Consider the following 22,256-nt stretch of genomic DNA (forward strand, 5'->3'; position numbering starts at 1 on the left):
GCGGCCGCGGCACCGATCCGATCCTCCCGGCCCCGAACGGCGCCGTAAATGGCGCGTGGTGACGCTGTGACCGCGCTGTGTGCCCCGTCCGGAAGTGAACGCCGGCGGCCGAGATGTGTGCGCTGCGTGCCCGTTCGGCCGACGTAACGTCACAGGACGGTGACATGGCCCACACAGGAAGGTCGCCGCGCCGCGTTCCGCTTCCCCATCGGATGGCGTGTTTGGCACTCTGAATCGGCAGACGGGGGAGCAGCCGCCTCGGGCGGGCGGATGAACGGAAGCGGGGCACAATATGACAACTCGGCTATCAGCGGCGGATACCGCCGACCCCAGGCTGAGCTGGAGCGCTGCCCGCGATCCCATGGAGCCCCCGGTGCTGCGGCACCGCAGGGACGGCATCCTGCCCGCGGTCGCGGCCGCGCTGTCGATCCGCGACGAAGTGCTGACCTGCACCGGCGCCAAGGGTGAGCGCCCCCCCGTGCTCCACCCGATCGTGCAGGACTTCCTGGACGCGCTGCCGGTCGCGCAGCGTGAGCGTTTCACCGGCCGGTGCCCCGAACCGGTGCTGATTTCGCGCCATCTGACGGCGGTGGAGGCCGGCCGCAGCAAGCGCGCCTCCCGCCGCCCGCTCACCCAGGGCGAGGCCCGCAAGGCGCTGCGCGGCGCCCGGCTCACCGCCCGCCGGATACGCGAGGACGGCGACCCGGCGCACGGCGCCTACGCCCCGCCGTGCCGCTCGTGCGCCCCGCTGCTCGCGCACTTCGGGGTGATGCCGGTCGATCCCGGCGCGGGCCAGGCGTGAACGCCGGGGCGGCGGGCGGCGCGCGCTTTCCGGACGGCGTGGCCGCCGCGCTGCGCACGGCCGGTTGGCAGCCGGGCCGCTGGGACATCAAGCAGGCCGAGGAATGGGCGGATCGGCTGCGCGGCCACCTCACGCCGGGCGGCCACCGGCACGCGGTCTTCCCGGCGGCGGTCGAGGCGTGGGCGGAGTTCGGCGGCCTGGAGATCCCGCCGGTGTCCGGTCCCGGCCGCCAGGTCGCCCCTTCCGCGGTCGTGGTCGACCCGCTGCGGGGCCTGCACCTCGCCCGCACCCTCGGCGACCTCGGACGCGCCCTGGAGACCGAGATCAGCCCGCTCGGCGAGGAACGCGGCTCCGGCGCGCTCCTCGCGATGGACCCCGACGGCCGGGTCTATGCGGTCGACCACACCGGCGACTGGTACGTCGGCCCGGACATCGACCGCGCGCTGGCGGTCCTCGTCGGCGGTGTCCGCCCGGTCCGGCTGACCATGAACTGACCGCCCCGCCACGGCAGTGACCCCCGCGGCCGGTACGCGTCGCCGTACGCCCGCCCCGCGCCGTACCCCTCGCTCACACCGCCGCGAGCCCGCCGTCCACCGGCAGGATCGCGCCGTGGATGTGCGTGGCCCCGTCGCCGGCGAGGAAGACCACCGCGGCGGCGACCTCCTCCAGGCGGCCCATCCGGCGGTCGGGGGCGGTCGCCAGGAGCGGGGCGATCAGGTGCGCGTTGTCGGCCTGGCCCTCGGTCGCGGTGGGGCCGGGGGCGACCGCGTTGACGCGTACGCCCCGGGGGCCGTACTCCGCCGCCCAGGACTTGGTCAGGGAGTGCACCGCGGCCTTCGTCATGCTGTAGAGGGCCGAGCCGCCCATGCCGATCGAGCCGCTGATGGAGCCCATGTTGACCACGACGCCGTCGCCGCGCTCGGCCATCGCGGGCACCAGCGCCCCGGTGAGCTGGAAGGCGGACTTCACGCTGATCGCGTAGGCGGCGTCGAGGGTCTCCTCGTCCACCTCGCCGGTCGGGCGCGGCTGGAGCAGCAGCGCCGCGTTGTTGACCAGGATGTCGAGCCGGCCGCCGACCGCGGCCAGCGTCGCGTCGGCGAGCTCGCGCACGGCCGCGCCGCCCGCCGAGAGGTCGGCCGGTACGAAAACCGCCCGGCCGCCCTCCGCCTCGATCTTCGCGACGACCGCCGCGCCGAGTTCGGCGCGCCGCCCGCTGACCACGACCAGTGCGCCCTCCGCGGCCAGGGCGCGCGCGACCTCCGCGCCGATGCCCGACGTCGAGCCGGTGACCAGGGCGGTCCTGCCCTCGAATCGCTGTTCCATGACTGCCGTCCTCCCAGGTGGTGCCGTATGGGGGCGCTCGGTGCCGGTGCCGTTCCCGGTGGGTCCGGGGTCGGTCCTCCGGCGTGGCCCCCGGTGGCACCGCCGAGAGTGGCACCCAAGAATTGGACCGGCAAGTCCAGAAAAGCGGCGCGATGTGCGAGGGTGGGAGCATGTCGCAGCAGCCCGTGAAACTCACCGCCAAGGGCCGGGCCACCCGGCAGCGCATCATCGAGGGTGCCGCCGCCGAGGTCCGCACCCGGGGCGCGGTCGCGACCACCCTGGACGACGTCTGCCGGGCCACCGCGACCAGCAAGAGCCAGCTCTTCCACTACTTCCCGGACGGCCGCGAGCAGTTGATGTACGCCGTCGCCGAGCACGAGGCGGACCGGGTGCTGCTGGACCAGGAACCGTACCTGAGCGACCTGACCTCATGGGCTGCCTGGGACGCCTGGCGCGACGCGGTGCTCGCCCGCTACCGGGAGCAGGGCACGACCTGCCCGCTGGGGGTGCTGATGACCCAGCTGACGAAGGTCACCCCGGCCTCGCGGGAGGTGACCACGCGCCTGCTCGAACAGTGGCAGCAGCGGATCACCGACGGCGTGCGGGCGATGCGCGAGCAGGGTGCGACGGCGCCGGACCTCGACCCCGCGCGGGTGGGCGCGGCACTGCTCGCGGGCATCCAGGGCGGGGTGTCGATCCTGCTCCAGACCGGCCGCCTCACCCACCTGGAAGCGGCCCTCGACGTGGGCATCTCGGGGTTGCGCGCCGGGGCCTGACGTCCCGTTCGGCGCGGCGGCCGGCCACCGACCCCGACCTCGGTGTCCGCCTCAGGTACCAGCCCCCTAGGGGGAGACACCTACTTTTGGTCGCGGCGGGTTCGTACCGGCGGATGACGATCCGGCCCCGTGCGGTCCCTACCTTCATAGAGCGGGGTGGGGGCCCATCTCCTCGACGGGGGTGGGGCTACCCCCACCCCGCAGACGGAGACCTGCCCCATCGTGACGGGCGGCCGGCTCCGGCAGTCTCAGGAGGGACACCGCGGGGCACGCGCCCCGCGATCGCAACGGCCAGGCACGACGCACACAACGGGAGACAGAAGTGACGACGGCTATGACGGTTCCCACAGCCGGGGGCAGCGGAGAACGTTCGGCCGTTGCCGCCGCAGGCAGGTCGGTCACCAAGGCGTACGGCTCCGGCGAGACCCGGGTGGTCGCGCTGGACGCGGTGGACGTCGACATCGCACGCGGCCGCTTCACCGCGATCATGGGCCCCTCCGGCTCCGGCAAGTCGACCCTCATGCACTGCCTGGCCGGACTCGACACGGTCAGCGAGGGCCGGATCTGGATCGGCGACACCGAGATCACCACCCTGAAGGACAAGAAGCTCACCCAGCTGCGGCGGGACAAGATCGGCTTCATCTTCCAGTCCTTCAACCTCCTGCCGACGCTGAACGCGGCGGAGAACATCACGCTGCCCATGGACATCGCCGGCCGCAAGGTCGACCGCGAGTGGATGGACCGGGTGGTGGAGACCGTCGGCCTGGCCAGCCGGCTCAAGCACCGCCCGACCCAGCTGTCCGGCGGCCAGCAGCAGCGGGTCGCCGTGGCCAGGGCGCTGGCCGCCCGGCCGGAGATCATCTTCGGTGACGAGCCGACCGGCAACCTCGACTCGCGGGCCGGCGCCGAGGTGCTCGGCTTCCTGCGCCGCTCGGTGGACGAGCTCGGCCAGACCATCGTGATGGTCACCCACGACCCGGTCGCCGCCTCCTACGCCGACCGCGTGCTGTACCTGGCCGATGGCCGGATCGTGGACGAGATGGCCAGCCCGACCGCCGAGTCGGTGCTGGAGCGGATGAAGTCCTTCGACGGTCGCGGGAGGACCTCGTGACCGTCTTCAAGACATCGGTGCGCAACTTCTTCGCGCACAAGGGCCGCATGGCCCTGTCCGGGATCGCGGTGCTGCTGTCGGTGGCGTTCATCTGCGGCACCCTGGTCTTCACCGACACCATGACCGCCACCTTCGACAAGCTCTTCGGCAGCACTGCCTCCGATGTCACGGTCAGTGCCAAAGAGGTCAAGCACGAGCAGGCGACCGGCATTCCGGACACCGTCCCCGCCTCGCTGCAGTCCACGCTGTCGCATGTCTCCGGGGTCGTCTCCTCGGTGCCCGACATCACCAGCCAGGACGTCACCGTCGCCGACGCCCACAACAACAAGATCAGCCCGTCGTCCGGCGCGCCGACCATCGTCAGCAACTGGGACAGCACCGAGACGAAGGCGGTGAAGCTCACCTCGGGCCACCTGCCCACCGCCGGTACCCAGGCCGTGGTCGACGCCGACACAGCCAAGGCGAAGCACCTGAAGATCGGTGACACGCTGCGGGTCATCGCGCAGCCCGGTGACTTCAGGGTCACCCTCACCGGCATCGTCACCTTCAAGTCCACCAACCCCGGCGCCGCCGTGGTCTACGTGGACACCGCCACCGCGCAGTCCAGGCTGCTCGGCCGCACCGACGCCTACACCGGCTACGGCCTGACCGCGGCCAAGGGCGTGACCGACGATCAGCTCAAGGCGCACGTGAAGGCGGCCATCGGCGGCCACTACACGATCGACACCGCCAAGGAGGAGACCAAGAAGCAGAAGGACGACCTCGGCGGCTTCCTGAACTTCATGAAGTACGCGATGCTCGGCTTCGCCGGGATCGCGGTCCTGGTCGGCATCTTCCTGATCGTCAACACCTTCTCCATGCTGGTCGCCCAGCGCACCCGGGAGATCGGCCTGATGCGGGCGCTCGGTTCCAGCCGCCGCCAGGTCAACAGGTCGGTGCTGATCGAGGCGGTGATGCTCGGGATCAGCGGTTCGGTGCTCGGCATCGGCGGCGGCATCGGCCTGGCCATCGGCCTGATGAAGCTGATGGGCAAGGCCGGCTTGAAGCTGGACAGTTCCGAGCTGACCATCAAGGCCACCACCCCGGTCGTCGGCCTCGTCATCGGCGTGGTCGTGACGGTGGTCTCCGCCTACATCCCGGCCCGCCGGGCCGGCCGGATCTCGCCGATGGCCGCGCTGCGCGACGCCGGCACCCCGGCCGACGTCAGGGCGGGGCGGATCCGGGCCGCGATCGGCGTCCTGGTCTGCGCCGCGGGCGTGTTCGCCCTGATCGGTGCCTCGCAGACGGACAAGGCGTCCTCCGGTGGCGGGCTGCTGGGGATCGGCGTCCTGCTCACCCTGGTCGGCTTCGTGATCGTCGGCCCGCTGCTCGCCGGTGTGGTGGTCCGCGCGGTCAGCGCCGTGATCCTGCGGTTCTTCGGCCCGATGGGCCGGCTCGCCGAGCGCAACGCGCTGCGGAACCCGCGCCGTACCGGTGCCACCGCCTCCGCGCTGATGATCGGACTGGCGCTGGTGGCGGGGATGTCGGTGGTCGGCTCGTCCCTGGTGGCCTCCGCCAGCGACCAGCTCGACAAGTCGGTCGGCGCGGACTTCATCATCGAGGTCGGCAGCAATGCCTCGCAGCCGATCACCCCGGCCGCCAACCGGGCGATCAAGTCGGCCGGCGGCCTGGACCACTTCACCGACTACACGATCATCAACGCCACGATCACCACCCCGTCCGGCAAGCAGATCAAGGACCAGATCAGCGCCGCCGACAGCAGCTACACGCAGGACGTGCGGCTGGACACCACGCAGGGCAGGCTCGCCGACGCCTACGGCAAGAACGCGATGTCGGTGCCGGAGAACTTCGCCAAGGACAACCACGTCAAGGTCGGCGACGTGATGACGGTGGCGCTGGTGGGCGGGCGCACCGCGCACCTGAAGATCGCCGCGGTCACCAAGAACGACTCCGCCCTGGAGAACGGCACGCTGTTCACCAGCATCGACACCGCGCGGGCCTACCTGCCGCCGGACAAGATGCCCGGTGACTTCCTGGTCTTCGCCAAGGCGGCCGACGGCAAGCAGAAGGAGGCGTACGCCTCCCTGAAGGCCAAGGCGCACGACTACCCGCAGATCGACGTGCGCGACCAGGCCGACTACAAGGACCTGATCCAGAACCAGGTCAACCAGCTGCTCTACCTGATCTACGCGCTGCTGGCGCTGGCGATCATCGTGGCGGTGCTCGGCGTCATCAACACCCTGGCGCTGTCGGTGGTCGAGCGGACCCGGGAGATCGGCCTGATGCGGGCGATCGGCACCTCCCGGCGCCAGATGCGGCGGATGATCCGGCTGGAGTCGGTGGTCATCTCGCTCTTCGGCGCGATCGTCGGTCTCGGTCTCGGCCTCGGCTGGGGCACCACCGCGCAGAAGGTGCTCGCCTCGCAGGGCCTGGAGGTGCTGCGCATCCCGTGGAGCACCATCGTGATCGTCTTCGTCGCCTCCGCGGTGGTCGGCCTGCTGGCCGCCCTCCTGCCGGCCTTCCGGGCCGCGCGGATGAACGTGCTGAACGCGATCGCCACCGACTAGGCGGGCGCGGGCGGCAGGGTCGGCCACCGGCCCCGCCGGTCCGGGCGGCCCCGGAGCGCGGGAACAACTCCCGTGCTCCGGGGCCGCCTTCGTGTCAGCGGGGAGCGCTCGCGGTCACGTCGGCCGCCTTGACGTAGCCGAGCCGGTGGTCGAAGCGGATCGGGTAGTAGAGCGTGTCGCCCACCACCCGGGTCTGGTCGCCGGGCGCGCTCTGGTCGATGTTCTCGGCGTAGAAGTAGTCCGCGGCCACCGGGTCGGCGGCGGCGTAGACCTGGCCGGCCGGGATGGTGTAACCGAGCGGGGTGACCGCCTGGTTGCTCTTCTTCGCCACGGACGCGATCACCGCCGGGTACGCGGACGCCTCCGGGTAGGCCCGGCCGTAGACCGGGACCGCCTGCGTGCCGGCCGGGGTGACCAGGTGCCGGGTGCCGCCCGGGCCGGTGTCCGCGAACCGGCCGCCGGGGTTGTCGAACCACGCCTTCTGCCCGCCGTACCAGATCGCGGTCCAGTCGCCCTGGACGCCGGCCACCGCGAAGGTCTGCCCGGTGACCGCCTTGTCCGTCACGTCGGCCGCCTGGGTGCTGCCGCTCTGGGCGCCCTGACCCGCCATCACCGCGTCCTTGAGCAGGGGCGCCGTCGCGGACGGCGAGGTGCGCAGGTAGACGAAGTTCGCCGGCTGCGCCTTGCACGGATCGGGCTTGCATCCGGTGACGGCCGGCTCGTTGACGGAGGTGAAGGGCGGGTCGATGGTCACCTCGCCGCCGACCACCGGCGTCCCGCCGCGCCCGGCCCCCAGGGGCGCGCCGAGCAGGTCCATGTAGTGCGCCCAGTCCCAGTACGGTCCCGGGTCCCAGTGCATGCCGGCGAGTTGGGCCACCTGCGGGGCGGGCACGTCGTCGTGCCCGATGATGTGCGCGCGGTCCAGCGGCACGTTGAAGCGCGCGGCCAGGTAGCGCACCAGGGCCGCGGACGACTCGTACAGCGACTCGTCGTACCAGGACGCCCCGGAGATCGCGAAGCCCTCGTGCTCGATCCCGATCGCGTGCGTGTTGACGTAGTAGTTGCCCGCGTGCCAGGCGACGTCCTTGGTCGGGACGAGCTGCGTGACCTGGCCGTCGGAGGAGCGCACGAGGTAGTGCGGGGTGGCGAGCGCGGTGGAGTTCTGGAACTCCTGGAGGGAGCCGCTGTAGCTGCCCTCGGTGTCGTGGATGACGATGTACCGGATCGCGCTGCCGTCGCCCGGCCGGTCCGCGAGGTCGTAGTTGCCGTAACTCGACTTGTCCGTGGGGCTGTTCTGCTTGTACGCGGCCGGGACGAAGTTGCAGGCCAGGCCGGACGGGCACTCGGTCGCGGGATCGGCCGCCGTGTCCCCGGCGCCCTTCGCCCCGGGCCCGCCGTCCGCGGTGCGCAGCACGGCCGCCGCCGCCTCCTGCGCGGCCGAGACCAGGCCGAGGCCCTTCATCGCGGAGGTGCGCGGCACCACGCCCGGCGCGGCCGGCAGCGTGACGGTCTCGCCGGTGTCGGTGACGCGCGAGACGCCTGCCTTGAGGGTGGCGTATACGCGGTCGGCGAACTGCGCGGCGCCCTCGGCGTTGGCGGACTGGCTGAAGCGGGCGACCGCCCCGTACCAGGCGCCCGGGTCGGTGGGCAGCGTGCGGGTGAGCTGCTTCTGGTAGCGGGCGAGCAGGGCGGCGCCGCCGCGGATGCTCTGCCGGGGGTCGGTGCGCAGCGTGGCGGCGGATGCGCCGGTCAGGGCCGCGGCGGAGTCCAGGGTGCGGTAGGCGGCCGGGTCGGTGCCGGCGGCGTTCGGCGCGGGGGCGGTGCCGCCGTCCCGGGCGGCCGGCGCGTCGCCGCGCTGGCCGGTCTCGGTGACGGCCGGGGCGCGGCGCAGCGTCGCGTCGGCCACGTGCGTCAGCCCCATCACGCTGTAGGCGCCGGTGGTGCTGGGCAGGCCGCCGTGGGTGTCCCAGCGCGACTCGTGGTAGCCGACGGCCATCAGCAGGCCGGCGGGTACGTGGAACTCCCGGGCCGCCGCCGTGAAGTCCTTGCGGAGCGGGCCCGAGGTGCTTGCGGTGCCTGCCGCGCCCGCCCGGCTGCCGGGGTGTCCGTCCGGCCGCCCGTCCGCGGCCGCGCCCGGCGCCGTCGCGGCCAGCGCGCCCAGGCACAGCGCGCCCGCGGTCACCACCGCCGCCATCGCGCGCCTGCGGCGGCCGGGACCGCGGCGGCCCGGGCCGGTGCCCGCGCCGGGAGCGGCGTCCGGGCCGCGGCCCGGCCCGGTGGGCGCCGCCTCCGGCGGTACCGCGTCCGCGGACACCAAAGACGCCTGGGACGCCGGGGCCACCGCCTCCGGGATCGATCCCGCCCGCCTGCGGCTGTGCTGCTCGGTACTCAACGGCCCCTCCGCTCGTGCCGGGTCGCCGGGCCTGGTGCGCCGGGACCGAAGTCACGCAACGTAGCAGGTCATGTGCTGTGTGTAGGGCGGGTGCGGGCGTGTGGCGGTGCGTGTCACCGGTACGTCGTACGCTGGAGTGACCCCCGGCCCGTGAGACGTGTCGGGCGCTTCGCGTTGCTCCGCATCTTCTTCCGGGACGGAACCCTGATGAGTCTGAACGGTCTGGTCGACGTCGTCGTCGAGGACGCCGCTCTCGCCGAGGCGGTCGAGTCGGCGGCGGCGGGCAACCGCCCGCAGGTGGACCTGGTCGGCCCGCCCGCCGCGCGCCCCCTGGTGGTCGCGGCGCTGGCGGCCCGCGCGCGCCGCACGGTGCTCGCGGTCACCGCCACCGGCCGGGAGGCGGAGGACCTGGCCGCCGCGCTGCGCTCGCTGCTGCCGCCGGACGCGGTGGCGGAGTACCCGTCGTGGGAGACGCTGCCGCACGAGCGGCTGTCCCCGCGCAGCGACACGGTGGGGCGGCGGCTCGCGGTGCTGCGCCGGCTGGCCCACCCGGCGGCGGACGACGTGGCCGCCGGCCCGGTCCAGGTGGTGGTCGCGCCGATCCGGTCGGTGCTCCAGCCGCAGGTCAAGGGGCTCGGTGACCTGGAGCCGGTGGCCTTGCGCAGCGGCGCCGCCGCCGACCTGGACGCCGTGGTCGACGGGCTGGCGGCGGCCGCGTACGCCCGGGTGGAGCTGGTCGAGAAGCGCGGCGAGTTCGCGGTGCGCGGCGGCATCCTCGACGTCTTCCCACCGACCGAGGAGCACCCGCTGCGGGTGGAGTTCTGGGGCGACGAGGTCGAGGAGATCCGCTACTTCAAGGTCGCCGACCAGCGCTCCCTGGAGGTGGCCGAGCACGGCCTGTGGGCTCCGCCCTGCCGCGAGCTGCTGCTGACCGCGCAGGTCCGGGAGCGGGCGGCGGCCCTGGCGGCCGAGCACCCCGAACTGGACGAGCTGCTCGGCAGGATCGCCGAGGGCATCGCCGTCGAGGGCATGGAGTCGCTGGCCCCGGTGCTGGTCGACGACATGGAGCTGCTGCTGGACGTCCTGCCCGCCGGTTCCATGGCGGTGGTGTGCGACCCGGAGCGGGTCCGTACCCGGGCCGCGGACCTGGTGGCGACCTCCCGGGAGTTCCTGGAGGCGTCCTGGGCGGCCTCGGCGGGCGGCGGCGCCGCGCCGATCGACCTGGGCGCCGCGTCGCTGTGGTCGATCGCCGACCTGCGCGAGCACGCGCGCGAACTCGGCACCCCGTGGTGGTCGGTGAGCCCGTTCGCGGCGGACGAGGAGGGCGTCGCGGCCGCCGGACCGTACGACGAACGCCCCTCGCAGGGGCCCGAGCGGGAGTTCGGCGACACTCTGCGGCTGGGCATGCACGCCCCCGAGCTGTACCGCGGCGACACCGCCCGGGCGCTCGCCGACACCAAGGGCTGGCTCGCCGACGGCTGGCGCACCGTGTACGTCACCGAGGGCCAGGGTCCGGCCGCCCGGCTGGTCGAGGTGCTGGGCGGCGAGGGCATCGCGGCCCGGCTGGGCCCGGAGCTGACCGACCCGGCCGCGCTGGCGCCCTCCGTGGTGCACGTGGCGACCGGCTCGCTGGAGCACGGCTTCGTGGACGCAGCCCTCAAACTCGCCGTGCTCACCGAGACCGACCTGTCCGGGCAGCGCTCCACCGCCAAGGACATGGGGCGGATGCCGTCGCGGCGCCGCAAGACCATCGACCCGCTCACCCTCACCGGCGGCGACTACATCGTGCACGAGCAGCACGGCGTCGGCCGCTACGTGGAGATGGTGCAGCGCACCGTCCAGGGCGCCACCCGCGAGTACCTGGTGGTGGAGTACGCCCCGGCCAAGCGCGGCCAGCCCGGTGACCGCCTCTTCGTCCCCACCGACCAGCTCGAACAGGTCACCAAGTACGTGGGCGGGGAGGCGCCCTCGCTGCACCGGCTCGGCGGCGCCGACTGGACCAAGACCAAGGCGCGGGCGAAGAAGGCGGTCAAGGAGATCGCCGCCGACCTGATCCGGCTGTACTCCGCGCGGATGGCCGCCCCCGGGCACACCTTCGGCCCCGACACCCCCTGGCAGCGCGAGCTGGAGGACGCCTTCCCGTACGCCGAGACGCCCGACCAGCTCACCACCATCGCCGAGGTCAAGACGGACATGGAGAAGTCCGTGCCGATGGACCGGCTGATCTGCGGCGACGTCGGGTACGGCAAGACCGAGATCGCGGTGCGCGCCGCGTTCAAGGCGGTCCAGGACGGCAAGCAGGTGGCCGTCCTGGTGCCGACCACGCTGCTGGTGCAGCAGCACATGGGCACCTTCGCCGAGCGGTACTCCCAGTTCCCGGTGAACGTCCGCGCGCTGTCGAGGTTCCAGAGCGACACCGAGGCCAAGGCGGTGCTGGAGGGGCTGCGGGACGGCAGCGTCGACCTGGTGATCGGCACCCACCGGCTCTTCTCGTCGGAGACGAAGTTCAAGGACCTGGGCCTGGTCATCGTCGACGAGGAGCAGCGGTTCGGCGTCGAGCACAAGGAGCAGCTGAAGAAGCTGCGCGCCAACGTCGACGTGCTCACCATGTCCGCGACCCCGATCCCGCGCACCCTGGAGATGGCGGTCACCGGCATCCGCGAGATGTCCACCATCACCACCCCGCCCGAGGAGCGCCACCCGGTCCTGACCTTCGTCGGGCCGTACGAGGAGAAGCAGATCGGCGCCGCGATCCGCCGCGAACTGCTGCGCGAGGGCCAGGTGTTCTACATCCACAACCGGGTCGAGTCGATCGACCGGGCCGCGGCGCGGCTGCGCGCCATCGTGCCGGAGGCGCGGATCGCCACCGCGCACGGGCAGATGGGGGAGTCGCAGCTGGAGCAGGTCGTGGTCGACTTCTGGGAGAAGCGGTTCGACGTGCTGGTGTCGACCACCATCGTGGAGTCCGGCATCGACATCGCGAACGCCAACACCCTGATCGTCGAGCGCGGCGACACCTTCGGCCTGTCCCAGCTCCACCAGCTGCGCGGCCGGGTGGGCCGTTCCCGGGAGCGCGGCTACGCGTACTTCCTCTACCCGCCGGAGAAGCCGCTCACCGAGACCGCGCACGAGCGGCTGGCCACCATCGCCCAGCACACCGAGATGGGCGCGGGCATGTACGTCGCGATGAAGGACCTGGAGATCCGCGGCGCGGGCAACCTGCTCGGCGGGGAGCAGTCCGGCCACATCGCGGGTGTCGGCTTCGACCTGTACGTCCGGATGGTCGGCGAGGCGGTCGCGGACTACCGCAACGCGCTGGAGGGCGGCGGCGAGCCGGAGGAGGCGCCGCTGGACGTGAAGATCGAGCTCCCGGTCGACGCGCACGTCCCGCACGACTACGCGCCGGGCGAGCGGCTGCGGCTGCAGGCGTACCGCGCGATCGCCGCCGCGAACAGCGCGGAGGACATCGCCGCCGTGCGCGAGGAGCTGGCCGACCGCTACGGCAAGCTGCCCGAGCCGGTGGAGAACCTGCTGCTGGTGGCGGCGCTGCGGATACTGGCCCGCAAGGTCGGCGTCGGAGACATCACCCTCCAGGGCGCCAACATCCGGTTCGGCCCGGTCGAGTTGCGCGAGTCCCAGGAGCTGCGGCTGGGCCGGGTCTACCCGCGCTCGGTGATCCGGCACGCCACGAAGCAGGTGCTGGTGCCGCGCCCCGCGACCGCCCGGATCGGCGGGAAACCGGTGGTCGGCCGCGAACTGCTCCAGTGGACCTCGGAGTTCCTGACCACGGTGCTCGACAACTGACGGCGTGCGCGTCGGGGGCGGCTGGAAACGGCCGCCCCCGACCCGTGTCCGGCAAGGGAATTGGTCTGGACCCTTGACAGGTCCAGACCAATCGGTTTGAGTCTTGATCCGACCCCACTTCGCACCCCCCCACAAGGAGTGGTCACGTGTCGAGACAACGGATCATCGCGTTCCTCACCGCACTCGCGGTCGCGGTCGGCCTGGCGGTGCTGGTCCCGCTGGCGTCCACCGCCTCGGCCGCGGACTGCGCGGCGGCCTGGAGCTCCTCCTCGGTCTACACCGGCGGCCAGACCGCGTCGTACAACGCGCACAACTGGTCGGCGAAGTGGTGGACCCAGGGCGAGACGCCGGGCGCCGCCGACGTCTGGGCCGACCAGGGCGCCTGCGGCAGCTCCTCGGGCGGCACCGGCGGCACCACCGGCGGCAGCGGGAGCTGCAGCTACCCGGCCTGGGTCGCGGGCCAGAACTACGTCACCGGCGCCATCGTGCAGTACAGCAACGGCAGCGACTACATCGCCACGCACGACAACCCGGGGTACGACCCGACGATCAGCACCTGGTACTGGAGCCCGTACAGCTGCACCGGCGGTGGCGGCACCACTCCGCCCAGCGGCAGCGGATTCGTGGTCTCCGAGGCCCAGTTCGACCAGATGTTCCCGAACCGGAACTCCTTCTACACCTACAGCGGCCTGACCGCCGCCCTCAGCGCCTACCCGGGCTTCGCCACCACGGGCAGTGCCACTGTCCAGAAGCAGGAGGCCGCGGCCTTCCTCGCCAACGTCAGCCACGAGACCGGCGGCCTCGTCTACGTCACCGAGATCGACAAGTCGGGCAACTACTGCGCGTCCGAGCCCTACGGCTGCCCGGCCGGGACCTACTCCTACTACGGGCGCGGCCCGATCCAGCTGAGCTGGAACTTCAACTACAAGGCGGCCGGCGACGCGTTGGGCGTCGACCTGCTGGACAACCCGAGCCTCGTCGAGACCGACGCGGCGATCTCCTGGAAGACCGGCCTGTGGTACTGGGACACCCAGACCGGGCCGGGCACCATGACCCCGCACAACGCCATGGTCAACGGCGCCGGCTTCGGTGAGACCATCCGCAGCATCAACGGCAGCATCGAGTGCAACGGCGGCAACCCCGCCGAGGTCCAGGACCGCGTCAACGCCTACGAGAACTTCACGTCGATCCTCGGCGTGCCCGCGGGCAGCAACCTCTCCTGCTGACCCTCCCCGTCACCGCACGACGCCCCGCGCCCCGGCGCCGGGCCGACGCGCCCCGCCCCTCCCGGGCGGGGCGCGTTAGTGTGCCGGGATGACCCTCACCGCGACCGGCACCGCTGTCCGACCGCTCGCCCCCGGCCGGCGCGCGCGGCTGCTGGTCGCCGACACCGCCGGCGGCCCCCCGCGGCTGGTGCACGAGACGACCGGCAGCGCCCTGGAGGCCCCCAACTGGTCGCCGGACGGCCGCTGGCTGGTCTACAACCACGACGGCCTGCTCTTCCGCATCCCGGCCGGCGCCGCGCCCGGGGACGGCGCGCGGCCCGAGCTGATCGATACCGGCGGCATCACCGACGCGAACAACGACCACGTCCTCTCGCCGGACGGCGGCACCCTCTACCTGTCGGCGGGGGACGGGCACATCCACGCCGTCCCCTTCGCCGGAGGACCGGCCCGGCGTGTCACCAACGTCCGGGCGCCCGGCCCCTTCCGCCACTTCCTGCACGGCGTCTCCCCGGACGGCAGCACCCTGGCCTACGTCGGCGTGGAGCCCTGGAACGGCGACGACTGGGGCTACCGCAACATCTTCACCGTCCCCGCGGCCGGCGGCCCCGACCGCCGCCTCACCGACAGCCCGGCCCCCGCCGACGGACCGGAGTTCAGCCCGGACGGCGAGTGGATCCACTTCAACTCCGAGCACGGCGCCGCGTCCCCCGGCCACGCCCAGCTCTTCCGGATGCGGCCCGACGGCTCGGAGCTCACCCGGCTCACCTCCGACGAGCGGGTCAACTGGTTCCCGCACCCGTCGCCCGACGGCCGCCAGGTGCTCTACATCAGCTTCCCGCCCGGCACCCAGGGCCACCCGGCCGACCGCGACGTGATCCTGCGGCTGACCGGCCCCGACGGCGGCGGCCACCGCGACGTGCTGTCCTTCGTGGGCGGGCAGGGCAGTCTCAACGTGAACAGCTGGGCGCCCGACAGCCGCCACTTCGCGTACGTCGACTACCCGGTGGACTGAATCCGGCCGCCGGCTCCCGATCCAGGGGGCGTACGCGTCAGTTCAGCCGCAGGATCACGTACCCCTGCACGTTGGCGATCTGGGTGTACGTCGCCGCCGGGTGCAGCTGCTTGGCGTACGTCAGGGGGTCGCCGGCCCAGCCGGAGGTGTTGTCCAGGGCGATGTACTGCGGGGTGACGCCTTCGGTGTCGCCGACCCAGTACACGGTGGTGCGGTCCACCAGGTGGCTGATCGGGCCGACGTTCGCCTCCACGGTGGCGCCGTCGGGGATCTCGTCGAGGGTGTGCAGGATCGCCTTGGTGCGCGCGTCGACCTTGTAGGTGGCCGAGTGGTCGAGCGACGCCAGGGGGAGGGTCATGGTCAGCGCCAGAGCGGCGCCCGCGGCGGCCGCGGGCAGGCCGGAGGCGTAGGAGCGCAGCCAGGGGCGCGGGCTGCGCCGCGAGGTCACCGCGGCGTCGACCAGGGCGAGCATGACCACCGGCATCAGCACGGCGCTGTAGTGCCAGTCGGTGCCCCAGTAGTGGTCGTCGTGCGAGACGAACCGCCAACCGATGGTGGGCAGCGCGGCGAGCATCAGGGGGGAGCGCAGCGCGAGCAGCCCGGTGGTCGGCAGCAGGATCCACAGCAGGGTGTGCAGCGCGGTGTCGAACGGGATGTGCCCGGGCATCGGGGCGCCGTTGCCGTTCAGCTTGTTCCAGTAGTCGTAGCCGCCGGTCGAGTTGAACGCCGGGATGATCACGGCGAAGGCCAGCGCCGACATGGCGACGCCGAAACCGGCCAGGCCGATCGCCCAGGGGCCGAAGCGCAGCGCGTCGGACAGCCGTTCACCGGGGCGGCGGACACGGTCGCCGTCGCCTCCGCCCGCCTCGTCCCCACCCGCCACCGGGGCCGGGTCCGCGCCGTGCGCCTCGTCCGCGGTGCGCCGCGCGGCACTCGCGGGACCCTCCGTCCCGGCCGGGTCCGCCGCCTCGACCTCGCCGGTCGCCGCGGTGTCCCGGGTGCGCCACCACACGATCACGCCGATCGCCGCGGCCGTGACGCCCATGTCCTCCTTGACGAAGACCAGCGGCACCGCCCACCACATCGCCGGCGCCCACCGCCTGCGCAGCACCGCCTCCAGGGAGAAGGCCAGCAGCGGCATCGCGAACGCGATCTCGTGGAAGTCGAACTCGACGGCCTTCTGCACCCCCCAGGACAGCGCGTACGCCACCCCGATCGCCAACCCGCGGCCCCGCCCGAGGAGTTCCCCCGACACCCGGGTCACCGGGATCACCGACACCGCGAACAGCAGCGCCTGCGCCACCAGCAGGGTCACGGGCGTCGGGAAGACCCGGTAGAAGGGGGCGACGAGCGCGGTGATCGGGCTGAAGTGGTCGCCGAGGATGTTGAACCCCGGGCCCTTCAGGTCCGCCACCGGAGCGTGCAGGTGGGCGTAGGACTTGATCGCCTGCTCGAAGATGCCCAGGTCCCAGGACATGGTGAGCAGCTGGCGGTAGCGCGTCACCGACAGCAAGGTGTACGCGAGGAAGAAGACGAGGGCGAGCAGGTAGGGGTCCAGGGCCGCACCGGACATGCGGGAGCGGAGCCCGGCGCCGGCGCGGCGGGCGGCCTTCGCCGCCGCCGGACCCGCGGCGGCTCCGGGCGCCGTCTCCTGCGCCGGGATGACGGCCTCGGCCCTGTCCATCGTCGTCCTCCAGCGGAAGCGGGGTCGGGGTCTGCCGGAAAAGATACGGGACGACGCTGTGCCGGCGGGAGCCGTCGCGTCACCGACACCGCGAGGTGACCGTAAAGGGCCCCCTCGCGGCCGGGGGAACGCCGGGGGAACCGCCCGGCGGGAGGACCGGCGGAAAGAGTTGTCCACAGGTCGGTGGAGAGCAGGGGACGGCCGCCTGCCGTGGCCGATACGCTCACAGGGTGTTCGCCGATGGGTGGGCGCGGGCGTCCCCCGCCGGGACCGTCCGTGCGGCGGGCGCACGTCGAGCCGACGGCCGCCCGCCGCCCCGCCCGACGACGTCCAGGAGCACCCACATGTACGGCCCAGGCCCAGGTCCGGTGACGCCGCAGCCCAAGCCCGCCGACCCCACGACGGCCGTCGTGCTGCGGGTGATCCTCACGATCGTGCCGGTGGTCACCCTGGGATTCCTCGCGTGGGTCTCGATGCTGTACCTGGCGGTGCTGCGCAAGCGCGCCGTCGACTGGCTGCTGCTGGCCGTGGTGGCGGGCATGGGGGTGATCGCCGCGGTCTGCTTCGGACTGTCCCAGGACGAGGACGACTGGCAGTCCAACACCGGCGGCACCCTCATCCTGATCTGCATGTTCGGTGGCGCGGCCTACTTCCTGGTGGCTGACATCGTCAGGTACCGCGTGGCCCGCCGGGCGTGGCCCGCCGCGAGCGGCTACCCGCAGCCGAACCCGTACGCCACCGGCTTCGGCGGCGGAGGCCCGATGGCCGGCCCGATGGCCGGTCCGATGGGCGGCCCGCCGCGGCAGGGCTACCCGGTCCGGCAGCAGTACCCCGGGCCCGCCGCCCCCACCACCCCGATACCGAGCGTGTCCAACACCCCGGTGAGCCGCCCCGCCCCGACCCCGCCACCCTCCCGCCCGGCCACCCCGCCGCCGGCGAACCGGCCCGCGACCGGTCCCGCCACCCCGCCGCCCGCGCCCCGCATCGACCAGGTCCGCGCCGAACTCGACGAGTTGAGCGACTTCCTGCGCAAGGAGCGCGGTGACGGCCGGGACGGCGGCGAGGGCGAGGCGGCCAGGTGACCGGTCGGCTCATCGCCGGTCGGTACGAACTGGCCACGGTCCTCGGCCAGGGCGGTATGGGGCAGGTGTGGACCGCCTACGACCGGCGGCTGGACCGCAGGGTCGCGGTCAAGCTGCTGCGCCCCGACAAGGTCGCCGGCGGGGAGAACGTCGAGGAGCTGCGCCAGCGCTTCGACCGCGAGTGCCGGGTCACCGCCCAGGTCGACCACCCGGGCCTGGTCACCGTGCACGACGCGGGGGCCGACGGCGAGGAGCTCTACCTGGTCATGCAGTACGTCGAGGGCAGCGACCTCGGCGACCACCTGGCCGCGCACGACCCGTACCCGTGGCCCTGGGCGGTGGCCGTCGGCGCCCAGTTGTGCGCCGCGCTGTCCGCGGTGCACGCCGTCCCGATCGTCCACCGCGACCTCAAGCCGCGGAACGTGATGATCAGGACCGACGGCACCGTCACCGTGCTCGACCTCGGCGTCGCGTCCGTCATGGACACCGACACCACCCGTCTCACCCACACCGGCTCGCCGATCGGCAGCCCCGCCTACATGGCGCCCGAGCAGGCGATGGGCGGCACCATCGGCCCGCGCACCGACCTCTATGCCCTGGGTGTGGTCCTGCACGAACTGCTCAGCGGGGAGGTGCCGTTCGCCGCCCCCACCGCCCTCGGCGTGCTGCACGGCCACCTGTACGAGGCGCCGGTGCCGCTGCGCCGGATACGCCCGCAGGTGCCCGAGCCGCTGGAGGCGCTGGTGCTGCGGCTGCTCGCGAAGGACCCGCAGGACCGCCCGAAGGACGCGCAGGACGCCTTCCGGCAGCTCGCTGCCCTGGTGCCGCCGCCGGGCGGCAGCCGCTCCGCGCCGCTCGGCCCGATGGACCCCACCCGCCCGTTCCTGCGCCCGCACGCGCCCTGGCCGGACCGGCCCGAGCCCGCCCCGCTGCCCGAGCGCCCCGCCTACCCGCCCGCCCCGAGCCCCACGGCCCCCGACCTGGCCGCGGCGGTCGACGAGGTGCGGCGGCTGCTGGACGCGGGCCGGATCACCCAGGCCGTCGATGTCCTCGGCGGCCTGCTGCCGGCCGCGGCCGAGAAGCACGGCGAGCACTCCCCGGTGCTGCGCAGCCTGCGCAAGCAGTACGCCGCGACCTTGATGGAGGACGGCCAGTACCGCCGCGCGCTGCCCGAACTGCGCCGCCTGTCGGAGGAGTTGGCCTCCCAGTACGGCGGTGCCGACCGGCAGGCGCTCCAGTACCGCTACGAGGCGACGCAGTGCCTGGAGCAGCTGGGCGACACCACCACCGCGCTGTCCGAGTACCGCGTCCTGCTCCCTTACTTCGAGCGGTGGGCCGGCACCGACCCCGGGCCCGCGCTGGACATCCGGCGCCGGATCGGCCACCTCCTGCTGTCGATCGGCGACCGGCGCGCGGCACGCGACGTGCTGACCCGCCTGCTCTACGACGCCGAGCGGGTGCGCGGGCCGCACCACCCTTTCCCGGCCGAAGTCCGCCGTACCCTCGCCTGGTTGGGGCAGGTTCAGGGGTAGCCGACACGGCGGGAGGGGCGGGTGGCGCCCCGGACGGACGAGCTTCCGAGGTGTGCAGGATGCGGATACGGACGACGCGGGCCCTGGCCTGCACGGCGGTGCTGGCCGCGACGCTCGGCGTCGCGGGCTGCAAGGACACGACGATCAGTGTCGACGGCCCCAGCGGCGGCCCCACGGACAGCGCCTCGGCCGGCAGCGGCCCGGTGGCGAGCAACGGACGGGCCGTCAGCCCGCTGGACAATCCCGACGGCACCAGGACGGGCCTGGCGGCGATCACTTCGGCGGCCGACAAGGCGAAGGCGGTCGCGCTGATCAAGAAGGTGGCCACCAAGGGGCGCGGCCCCAAGACCGGTTACAGCCGGGACGAGTTCGGCTCCGCCTGGATCGACTCGGCGCCCGGCGGCGTGGCGTTCTCCCACAACGGCTGCGGCACGCGGGACGACCTCCTCAAGCGGGACGGGGACGATGTCCGCTACCGGTCCGGCTCGAAGTGCGTGGTCTCCACCATGAAGCTGGACGACCCGTACACCGGCAAGGTCATCGACTGGACCAAGACGCACGCCACCACGATCCAGATCGACCATGTGATGCCCCTGTCGTACGACTGGCAGATGGGCGCCGCGCACTGGACCAAGGGCAAGCGCGAGGACATCGCCAACGACCCGCTCAACCTGATCCCGGTGGACGGCTCGATGAACGAGTCCAAGGGCGATTCCGGGCCCGCCTCCTGGCTGCCCCCGAACAAGCAGATCCGCTGCTCCTACTCGGTACGCGTCGCGCAGGTCTCGCTCAAGTACGACCTTCCGGTGACGTCGGCCGACAAGGACATGATGCTGCGGCAGTGCGGCGGCTGACCGGCCGCAACCCTCCCGGCGCGGATCACGTTGTGCAGAGTGCTGGATATCGGCCGCCGTTGGTCAATATCCTCGTGCTCGATCATCCAGAACGCCAGGAACGCGAGACGCGAGACGCGAGGAGAATCTCCCCGCGGTTCCCCGCCGTCACCCGCCGGGAGGCACCCATGGTCCGCCGCCGCACCGCCGTCTCGACCGCCGCAGTCGCACTGCTGCTGGCGTCGCCCGCACTCACCGCCTGCGGGTCGGGACCGAACCGCACGGGCGCGGCGGCGGTCGTCGGCGACCAGCGGATCGCGGTGGCGACGGTGCAGGACCAGGTCGCCGACCTGCGGACGGCCGCGAACGCCAACCCGCAGGCCGCGCAGGCCGTGGCCGGTGCCACGCAGCTGCCGACGCAGGTGCTCAACGTGATCGTGCAGACCCGCGTCGTGGACAAGGCGCTGGCCGCCAAGGGGCTGACGGTCACCGCGGGCGAGGTGCAGCGGGAGTACGACGCGGAGGTCCAGCAGCTCGCCGGCGGCGACCGGAAGGCGTACGAGACGGGCATGCTCGTGCAGTACGGCACGGCGCCCGACCAGATCGACAGCTACCTGCACGAGAAGATCGCCATCACGAAGATCATCTCGGCGCTGGGGTACCAGGCGGGCAGTGACGGCGCCGAGAAGGCGCTGGAGGACTACATGGTGAAGACCGCCGCCTCCCTCGACGTGCACATCAACCCGCGCTACGGCGCCTGGGACGGCAAGAGCGCGTCCATCGGCAAGGTCAAGAACCCGTGGGTGGTCGACAAGACCCCCGTGGCGAGCACGGACGACACCGCGTCGGCCACCGGGGTCGCCTGAGCGTCCGCCCGCCCGGCCGGACCCCTGAGCGTTCGGTCGGGTGATCGCCGGGCGGGTGCCGCGCGGTACGTTCGAGGGGTGACCGAAGAACTCGACGCCGTGTCCCCCGGGCGGCTGGTGCTGCTCACCACGAGCCACCGGGTCGCCCCCGGCCAGCTCTCCTGGCCCGCCTGGCAGGCGATGCGCGATGCCGACCGCGTGCTGTGCACGGACCCGGACCACCCGCAGCTGCCGTACCTGCGGCAGGCCGGGATCACCGTGGAGATCGCGACGCCGACCGGGCAGCAGCTGGTGGACGCCACCGCGGGCGGCCGCACCGTGGTGTACCTCCCGCCGGACGCGGGCGCGGATCGGGACGTCACCGACGAGCTGGCCCGGCTCGGCGGCTCCGGCCGGGTCGCGATGCCCGACCTGGAGCTGCTGCCGGGGTCGTACGACCTGCCCGGCGCGCGGCTGCTCGACCTGGTGCAGGTGATGGACCGGATCAGGGCGGAGTGCCCGTGGAGCGGCACCCGCACCCACGAGGACCTGGCCAAGCACGGCATCGAGGAGATGCACGAGCTGGTCGAGGCGATCGAGGAGGGGGACCGGGCCGCCGTCCGCGAGGAACTGGGCGACGTGCTGCTCCAGGTGGTCTTCCACGCGGCCATCGCCGAGGGCGACCCGGAGGAGCCCTTCGACATCGACGACGTCGCGGCGGGCCTGGTCGCCAAGCTGGTGCACCGGCACCCGCACATCTACGGCGACGAGTCGGCGCGGACCCCGGAGGAGGTCCAGGAGATCTGGGTGCGGCGCAAGGGCGTGGAGAAGGCCCGTGAATCGGTCACCGACGGCGTCCCGGTCGCCGCCCCCGCGCTCGCGCTGGCCGCGAAGCTCGCCGGCCGGGCCCGCGGCGCCGGCCTTCCGGTCCCGCCGGTCCCGCCGGTCCCGCCGGTCCCGCCGGTCCCGCCGGTCCCGTCGGTCCGGCCCGAATCGACCGCCCCCTCCGCCGTGCCCGGCCCGCCGTACGACGACGAGGCCGCGCTCGGGGAGCACCTGCTCGCCGAGGCCGCCGCCGCGCAGTCCGCGGGGATCGACCCGGAGGGGGCGCTGCGGGCGGCCGCGCGCCGCTACCGGGCGGCGACCAAGGCCGCGGAGGCGGCAGCGGGCACGGCGGCCGGGCGCGTGGCGCAGGACCGTGCCGACGCCACCGGGCCGGCTGAACGCACCGCCCCCGCCGAGCGCTCCGCCGAGAGCGGCTGACGGC

The 22,256-nt window shown here is 73.2% G+C and carries 16 protein-coding genes; 13 read left to right on the top strand and 3 right to left on the bottom strand.

What is annotated here, in order from left to right; translation table 11 throughout:
- Positions 1-292: 292 nt before the first annotated feature.
- Both C4U44_RS12435 and C4U44_RS12440 read left to right on the top strand, forming a co-directional pair.
- On the top strand, positions 293-802 hold the full coding sequence (locus tag C4U44_RS12435) for a YwqJ-related putative deaminase (protein WP_103885760.1): 510 nt from the start codon (positions 293-295) through the stop codon (positions 800-802).
- The gene (locus C4U44_RS12440) at positions 799-1,296 is read left to right on the top strand and encodes an SUKH-3 domain-containing protein (protein ID WP_103885761.1); all 498 of its coding nucleotides are present in this window, start codon (positions 799-801) and stop codon (positions 1,294-1,296) included. The genes C4U44_RS12435 and C4U44_RS12440 overlap by 4 nt, the downstream gene beginning before the upstream one ends.
- Positions 1,297-1,369: 73 nt before the next feature.
- Here the strand turns inward: C4U44_RS12440 and C4U44_RS12445 are convergent, their stop codons facing one another.
- Entirely contained in the window at positions 1,370-2,125 is a 756-nt protein-coding gene (locus C4U44_RS12445; protein WP_103885762.1) for an SDR family NAD(P)-dependent oxidoreductase, read from the bottom strand.
- 170 nt (positions 2,126-2,295) lie between these two features.
- Here C4U44_RS12445 and C4U44_RS12450 point away from each other — a divergent pair, with 170 nt between their 5' ends.
- The 3 genes from C4U44_RS12450 to C4U44_RS12460 all read left to right on the top strand — a co-directional run bounded on the left by C4U44_RS12450 (position 2,296) and on the right by C4U44_RS12460 (position 6,579).
- Entirely contained in the window at positions 2,296-2,901 is a 606-nt protein-coding gene (locus tag C4U44_RS12450) for a TetR/AcrR family transcriptional regulator (protein ID WP_103885763.1), read from the top strand.
- 334 nt (positions 2,902-3,235) lie between these two features.
- Complete coding sequence (locus tag C4U44_RS12455; RefSeq protein WP_200823220.1) at positions 3,236-4,012, top strand: ABC transporter ATP-binding protein; 777 nt, start codon at positions 3,236-3,238, stop codon at positions 4,010-4,012.
- Positions 4,009-6,579 carry an ABC transporter permease gene (locus C4U44_RS12460; RefSeq protein WP_103885765.1) on the top strand — a complete coding sequence of 857 codons (2,571 nt, stop codon included), beginning with the start codon at positions 4,009-4,011 and terminating at the stop codon, positions 6,577-6,579. The genes C4U44_RS12455 and C4U44_RS12460 overlap by 4 nt, the downstream gene beginning before the upstream one ends.
- Before the next feature lie 94 nt (positions 6,580-6,673).
- Here C4U44_RS12460 and C4U44_RS12465 read toward each other — a convergent pair whose 3' ends face one another.
- Positions 6,674-8,971, bottom strand: a complete 2,298-nt coding sequence (locus C4U44_RS12465; protein WP_235032006.1) for an N-acetylmuramoyl-L-alanine amidase — start codon at positions 8,969-8,971, stop codon at positions 6,674-6,676.
- A gap of 207 nt (positions 8,972-9,178) precedes the next feature.
- Here C4U44_RS12465 and mfd point away from each other — a divergent pair, with 207 nt between their 5' ends.
- The 3 genes from mfd to C4U44_RS12485 all read left to right on the top strand — a co-directional run bounded on the left by mfd (position 9,179) and on the right by C4U44_RS12485 (position 15,013).
- The gene (gene mfd, locus C4U44_RS12475; RefSeq protein WP_103885767.1) at positions 9,179-12,775 is read left to right on the top strand and encodes a transcription-repair coupling factor; all 3,597 of its coding nucleotides are present in this window, start codon (positions 9,179-9,181) and stop codon (positions 12,773-12,775) included.
- A gap of 146 nt (positions 12,776-12,921) precedes the next feature.
- Positions 12,922-14,001 carry a glycoside hydrolase family 19 protein gene (locus C4U44_RS12480; protein WP_103885768.1) on the top strand — a complete coding sequence of 360 codons (1,080 nt, stop codon included), beginning with the start codon at positions 12,922-12,924 and terminating at the stop codon, positions 13,999-14,001.
- Positions 14,002-14,089: 88 nt separating this feature from the next.
- Entirely contained in the window at positions 14,090-15,013 is a 924-nt protein-coding gene (locus C4U44_RS12485) for a TolB family protein (RefSeq protein ID WP_103885769.1), read from the top strand.
- 37 nt (positions 15,014-15,050) lie between these two features.
- Here the strand turns inward: C4U44_RS12485 and C4U44_RS12490 are convergent, their stop codons facing one another.
- The gene (locus tag C4U44_RS12490; RefSeq protein WP_407642825.1) at positions 15,051-16,697 is read right to left on the bottom strand and encodes a DUF2079 domain-containing protein; all 1,647 of its coding nucleotides are present in this window, start codon (positions 16,695-16,697) and stop codon (positions 15,051-15,053) included.
- A 344-nt stretch (positions 16,698-17,041) separates the two neighbouring features.
- Between C4U44_RS12490 and C4U44_RS12495 the strand changes: the two genes are divergently transcribed.
- The 5 genes from C4U44_RS12495 (at position 17,042) to C4U44_RS12515 (ending at position 22,252) form a co-directional block, all read left to right on the top strand.
- Positions 17,042-17,779, top strand: coding sequence for a hypothetical protein (locus C4U44_RS12495; RefSeq protein ID WP_146088251.1), 738 nt, complete (start codon positions 17,042-17,044; stop codon positions 17,777-17,779).
- The gene (locus C4U44_RS12500; protein WP_103885771.1) at positions 17,776-19,311 is read left to right on the top strand and encodes a serine/threonine-protein kinase; all 1,536 of its coding nucleotides are present in this window, start codon (positions 17,776-17,778) and stop codon (positions 19,309-19,311) included. Before C4U44_RS12495 ends, C4U44_RS12500 begins: the two co-directional genes overlap by 4 nt.
- Positions 19,312-19,370: 59 nt before the next feature.
- Positions 19,371-20,165 carry an HNH endonuclease family protein gene (locus tag C4U44_RS12505; RefSeq protein WP_103885772.1) on the top strand — a complete coding sequence of 265 codons (795 nt, stop codon included), beginning with the start codon at positions 19,371-19,373 and terminating at the stop codon, positions 20,163-20,165.
- Positions 20,166-20,332: 167 nt separating this feature from the next.
- The gene (locus C4U44_RS12510; RefSeq protein WP_103885773.1) at positions 20,333-21,010 is read left to right on the top strand and encodes a SurA N-terminal domain-containing protein; all 678 of its coding nucleotides are present in this window, start codon (positions 20,333-20,335) and stop codon (positions 21,008-21,010) included.
- 78 nt (positions 21,011-21,088) lie between these two features.
- Positions 21,089-22,252 carry a MazG family protein gene (locus tag C4U44_RS12515; RefSeq protein ID WP_235032007.1) on the top strand — a complete coding sequence of 388 codons (1,164 nt, stop codon included), beginning with the start codon at positions 21,089-21,091 and terminating at the stop codon, positions 22,250-22,252.
- Positions 22,253-22,256 lie beyond the last annotated feature (4 nt).

The sequence above is a fragment of the Actinacidiphila yanglinensis genome (assembly GCF_900107965.1).
Lineage (GTDB): Bacteria > Actinomycetota > Actinomycetes > Streptomycetales > Streptomycetaceae > Actinacidiphila > Actinacidiphila yanglinensis.

What these genes read in the sequence shown, in the direction of transcription:
- C4U44_RS12435 (WP_103885760.1), top strand. Translation starts at nt 293, where the DNA reads ATGACAACTCGGCTATCAGCGGCGGATACCGCCGACCCCAGGCTGAGC.
- C4U44_RS12445 (WP_103885762.1), bottom strand. Translation starts at nt 2,125, where the DNA reads ATGGAACAGCGATTCGAGGGCAGGACCGCCCTGGTCACCGGCTCGACG.
- C4U44_RS12450 (WP_103885763.1), top strand. Translation starts at nt 2,296, where the DNA reads ATGTCGCAGCAGCCCGTGAAACTCACCGCCAAGGGCCGGGCCACCCGG.
- C4U44_RS12455 (WP_200823220.1), top strand. Translation starts at nt 3,236, where the DNA reads ATGACGGTTCCCACAGCCGGGGGCAGCGGAGAACGTTCGGCCGTTGCC.
- mfd (WP_103885767.1), top strand. Translation starts at nt 9,179, where the DNA reads ATGAGTCTGAACGGTCTGGTCGACGTCGTCGTCGAGGACGCCGCTCTC.
- C4U44_RS12485 (WP_103885769.1), top strand. Translation starts at nt 14,090, where the DNA reads ATGACCCTCACCGCGACCGGCACCGCTGTCCGACCGCTCGCCCCCGGC.
- C4U44_RS12490 (WP_407642825.1), bottom strand. Translation starts at nt 16,697, where the DNA reads ATGGACAGGGCCGAGGCCGTCATCCCGGCGCAGGAGACGGCGCCCGGA.
- C4U44_RS12495 (WP_146088251.1), top strand. Translation starts at nt 17,042, where the DNA reads ATGTACGGCCCAGGCCCAGGTCCGGTGACGCCGCAGCCCAAGCCCGCC.
- C4U44_RS12505 (WP_103885772.1), top strand. Translation starts at nt 19,371, where the DNA reads ATGCGGATACGGACGACGCGGGCCCTGGCCTGCACGGCGGTGCTGGCC.
- C4U44_RS12510 (WP_103885773.1), top strand. Translation starts at nt 20,333, where the DNA reads ATGGTCCGCCGCCGCACCGCCGTCTCGACCGCCGCAGTCGCACTGCTG.